The organism is Lentzea sp. (assembly GCF_036380075.1).
GTDB lineage: Bacteria > Actinomycetota > Actinomycetes > Mycobacteriales > Pseudonocardiaceae > Lentzea.
Genome location: NZ_DASVFL010000016.1, coordinates 1 through 3,396, shown reverse-complemented (window position 1 = coordinate 3,396; position 3,396 = coordinate 1). Strand labels below are relative to the sequence as shown.

The following is a 3,396-nucleotide window of genomic DNA, read 5'->3' as shown; positions in this document are numbered from 1 at the left end:
CGAGACCGTGTACGCGGTGTCCGCGCTGATCCCGGCACCCGACCCGGCGGCCGCGATCCGGGTGCTGGAGGAGTCGCCGGAGTTGCTGCGTCCGGCCGCGGTGGACGTGTTCGACGCGATCATCGCCGACGCGGAGGCGCTAGGGGAGGACGCTCCGTACGACGTTGCGCACCTGCGGGCGAAGCGGGACGTCGTCAGCAACCGGCTGGAACGCGCGACGGAGGCGGCACCGCCTGCGGCCGAGGACGGTCCGGCGGGCAGCGGCACCGCCGAGGACGTGGCGGAGATCGAGCGCGCCACGGCGCTGGCCGCCTCGGGACAGGTGGAGCAAGCCCTCGCGGTGCTGACCGGCGCGGCGGCCCGGGCACGTGCCGCGGACGATCCGGCGGCCGAGGGAAGGGCCGAGTACGCCCTGCACGAGTTGGTCTTCGGCACGCTCTGGCCCGCGCCGGGGACCCAGGAGCAGATGGCGCAGCACGCGGACGCCGCGGTGACCGCGTTCGGCAGGGCCGGTGATCACCTGGGCCTGGCGGCCTCGCTGCGCAGACTGGCGGCGGTCGCGCTGGACCTCGGCGACACCGGGATGTTCCAGTCGGCCTGGCTCCGGCTGATCTCCCTGGACCCACTGGCCGGTGTGTGGTGGTTCACCTACGCCAGTGCGGTGGGAAGTGATGATCCCGAGTTGAGCCGCGCGCAACTGCTGTGGTGCGCGGACAACGCGGCGCGTCTCGGTTCCGACGCCGATCGCTTCCACGCGGTGTGCCAGAACAAGCTCGCGTTCCTGGAGAGCCGGGCGGTCTCCGACGGAAGTGGGCTGCCACCGGAGATCGGCGCGCTCCTGGTGGAGATCGCCCAGGAAGGTCCGTCCGCGGAGAACGGCCGGCGGCTGGAGGACGCGCTCGTCCCGGTCGAGATTATGCGCGCACACGCGCAGACCGACACGGTGCAGCACGCGCTGTCCGCCCTCTGCACACCGGTCTACGAGATGCTGTCGTCGTGCGTGGCGGGCGACGGCCCCGAGGCCAGCGTCGGCGTGCTCGAACGGAACACGGCCCGATCCCTCCTCGCCCACATCGGCGGCCGGAACGGGACTCCGTCCGGCGAGGACGAGGCCGCGCCGAGGCGCTACTCGGCGGAAGGGGAGGCGCGGCACGTCCTGGACGGCCTGCTCGCCGGCTACCTCGCCGAGCCGACGCAGCAGCACCTGGATCTGCTCACCAGTGGATTCTCCCAGGCGAGACGCGCGAAACGGCAGGCAGAGCACCAGGCACTCCGGGACGTCTCCGGCCCGCTGCCGGCGGAGGCTCCGGTCAGGGTCGACCGGGTGCGGGAACTGCTCGGCGACGACGCCGTCGTGTTCTGCGGCGCGCCCGGGACGATCTTCCTCGTCTCCCGGGAGGGCAGCCGGATCATCGGCTCGTTCGAGCGGGACGACCTGGCCGCGGTCGCGGCCTCGTTCCGGCGCACCGGGACAGGCCCGGTGGACGCGCTCGCCGCACTGCTGGCCGACCACGTTCCGCACGGCGCACGGATCTTCCTGGTTCCCGACGGGGACATGTGGAAGATTCCGCTCGCGTCGCTGGGCGAACCGCGCCTGTCCGATCACTACCAGGTCGCGTCCGTGCCCAGCCTGAGCGTGCTGGCGACCCTGCTGGGCGAGGAGCCGGTCAGAGGCCGGCCCACCGCGTTCGCCGGACTGGCTGATCCCGACGGGAGTCTTCCGCACGCTCGCGGAGAGGTGGACCGGGCAGCCGCGTGCTTCGCCGAAGCCACCATCCACAGTGGTCCGCAGGCGAGTCCGGCGGCGTATCGCGGCGCGGCGGCCGCGGACGTCATCCACCTCGCGTGTCACGGGTTCCACCTGCCCGGCTATCCGGACTTCACCGGACTGCGGCTCGCCGGCCGGGCGGGAACACCCGCGATGCTCTGGTACGACGAGATCGCCCGCACCCGGCTGACCGCGTCGCTGGTCGTGCTCGGCGCGTGCCACGCGGGCACGGGCGCCGTGTTGTCCGGCGCGGAGTACGTCGGCCTGCCCGGCGCGTTGCTGGTCGCGGGCGCGACGACCGTGCTCGCTCCGCTGTGGGAGGTCGACGACGAGCTGACCGCTCGCCTGATGGACTGCTTCTACCCCGCCTACCTGGAGACGGGCTCCGCGGCGCTCGCGCTGCGGCACGCCCAGTACACCGTGAACGATGCTCGCTGTGCCGCCTTCCAACTGTTCGGACTGCCATGACCGAGAACCGGCGCGACATGGACCCGCCCCGGCGCGGCAAAACCGGGAACACGCCGTGGGAGCTGGTCCTGGGCCACACCCTGGAACACGCCTACTCCACCTTCACCGAGCTCCCGCTCGCGTTCGCGGACGGCGTCGCGGATCGCCTCTTCCAGGAGTTCGCCGTCGTCCGCAGGTGGATGAGGTCGCATCTCATCCGCGCCGGCGTACCGGAACTCCTCGTCGCCGCGGCCGACCACGCGATGGCGAACCTCCGTCAGTTCGTGCGCCCGGCGGCATACCTCGAGCAGGAGCTGATCCGCCGCCGCGGGGCGATCAGGAGCACGTTCGAGTTGCTGGAACTGACCACTCGCGGTCACGTGCGGCCGGAGCGGCGCCGGTACTTCGACCTGGGGATCGCGCTGTCCAGAGTGAACATCTGCGTGATCCTCCACCACTTCACACCCGAACTGCCGGCCGAGGTCCACCAGAACTGGCCGGGGCTGGACGACATCTACCGCCGCGAGTTGTGGCGATCGTGCTCGATGCTGGTGTCGTTCGTGCGCGAGGACGACGGCGACAGCCGGCCCGATCCCGCCCTGCGTGATCTCGACGACGCGTTCCGCGCGTTCGCCGACCACCTCGCACCACTGGCCGCCACCGAGGGGCCGTTCGACCAAGAGGCGCTGAACCTGTTGCACGCCAAGAGCACTGCCGCGGGCCTGAGCCGATCGGCCAAGACGGCGAAGGAGTACACGGATGACTGACCAGGGACTCGTCTACGCCTTGCTCGTCGGCATCGACGCCTATCAGTCTCCCTGGCCCGCCCTGGCCGGCTGCGGCAACGACGTCACCGAAGCCGAGGCGGTGCTGCGCACCCTCGTGCAGGACCGGCTCCGGCTGAAGGTCCTGCGGGACGGCGAGGCGACCCGCAAGCGCGTCATGGCCGAGTTCACCACGCACCTGGGCCAGGCGGGCCCGGACGACGTCGCGTTCTTCTGGTTCAGCGGACACGGTTCCGACGAGCCCGTCGCCGCCGAGCACTGGCACCTCGAACCGACCGGCCGGAGCCAGACGCTGGTGTGCGTGGACAGCAGGCACCAGGGCGTTGCTGACCTGTCCGACAAGACCCTCTCCGCGATGATCGACCTCGTCGCCGAGTCGGGCGCGCACGTCGCGGT

Annotated in this window: 3 protein-coding genes; all 3 read left to right on the top strand. The window is 71.6% G+C overall.

The features are described from left to right. Positions 1–2,236 (top strand): CHAT domain-containing protein (locus VF330_RS01460; protein WP_330849624.1); only part of this gene is annotated, 2,236 nt, incomplete at its 5' end. Continuing rightward, on the top strand, positions 2,233–2,982 hold the full coding sequence (locus VF330_RS01455) for a hypothetical protein (protein ID WP_330849623.1): 750 nt from the start codon (positions 2,233–2,235) through the stop codon (positions 2,980–2,982). The genes VF330_RS01460 and VF330_RS01455, both read left to right, overlap by 4 nt. Then, positions 2,975–3,396: caspase family protein (locus tag VF330_RS01450; RefSeq protein ID WP_330849622.1), on the top strand; the 422-nt coding region annotated here is incomplete at its 3' end. The genes VF330_RS01455 and VF330_RS01450, both read left to right, overlap by 8 nt.

Excerpts from the sequence above, each read along its gene's own strand:
- VF330_RS01455 (WP_330849623.1), top strand. The coding sequence starts at position 2,233 with ATGACCGAGAACCGGCGCGACATGGACCCGCCCCGGCGCGGCAAAACC.